A 568-nucleotide genomic window follows, 5' to 3' on the forward strand; every position below is an offset into this window, starting at 1 on the left:
TTTTCACAAAATTATCAAGTATGTTTTGTAGACAATCTCTATACATTTCTACTTTCTTTTGGTTTGCATTTTTAAGCCTGTTATCAATATTTTTCTTCATATTCCTCCTCCCATTATTATATTAGAATTCCTCTAAATATATTTTTTCAAGAATCCAAAAATACCTTTAGATTTTTGATTATTATTTAATTTTGCTTTCTCTAAAAAGCTTGGTAAATCAATAAACATTACTTGTTTTGCCAAATCTCCTTGATTTTTGTGAGCCATATTTTTACTAAGATTATTGCTAAATTTAAACAACAAATCTCTTTCAGTATCATATTCTTCAACTTGATTGACTGTTTCAGAAATAGCTCTATCAATTCCATCAGCATCAGTTAAAGTATTGTCTTTAATCCAGTCAATTCCATTGATTTTATAAGTCAAAACATAATCCTTTGTTTCTAAAGTTAAATCATGTTCATAACCATATAATCCCATATTCCTGACAGCTTCTTTACAAATCATATCTCTTACTTTTGCAATAGTTTCTACTCTGCTTAAAAATGATTTTGCTTGTTCTTGATTC

General features: G+C 26.8%; 1 protein-coding gene. It reads right to left on the reverse strand.

The window, feature by feature from the left end; genetic code table 11:
* Positions 1-132: 132 nt before the first annotated feature.
* A partial coding sequence (locus tag HMPREF9088_RS12180) for a hypothetical protein (RefSeq protein ID WP_007209396.1) occupies positions 133-568 on the reverse strand: 436 nt, incomplete at its 5' end.

The organism is Enterococcus italicus DSM 15952 (assembly GCF_000185365.1).
Lineage (GTDB): Bacteria > Bacillota > Bacilli > Lactobacillales > Enterococcaceae > Enterococcus_G > Enterococcus_G italicus.